At 48.3% G+C, this 290-nt stretch carries 1 protein-coding gene; it reads right to left on the bottom strand.

The features are described from left to right. Positions 1 to 2: 2 nt before the first annotated feature. The coding region (locus tag PSSD_RS26085) for an IS3 family transposase (RefSeq protein ID WP_153011543.1) at positions 3 to 290 on the bottom strand (288 nt) is incomplete at its 5' end.

Raw genomic sequence — 290 nt, 5'->3', positions numbered from 1 at the left:
CTTTAAGTCAGCTTAATTTGATTATGAGTCCGGTACTCCACCGGACTCAGTCCGCCCAGTCCCATCTTTATCCGCTTGTCGTTCCAGAAGTCTATGTACTCACCGATCGCAGCACTCAGTTCGCTCACACTTCGGAACGTCTTCAGATAAAACATCTCTGTTTTAAGATGCCCAAAGAAGTTCTCTATCATCGCATTGTCCAGACAGTTGCCTTTCCTGGACATACTTTGCTGTATTCCTCTCTCTGCGAGTTGACGCCGGTAATATGGCCGCTGGTAATGCCACCCCTG

It is taken from the genome of Type-D symbiont of Plautia stali (assembly GCF_001485335.1).
Taxonomy (GTDB): domain Bacteria; phylum Pseudomonadota; class Gammaproteobacteria; order Enterobacterales; family Enterobacteriaceae; genus Pantoea; species Pantoea vagans_C.
This window is presented reverse-complemented; position numbering and strand designations above follow the sequence as displayed.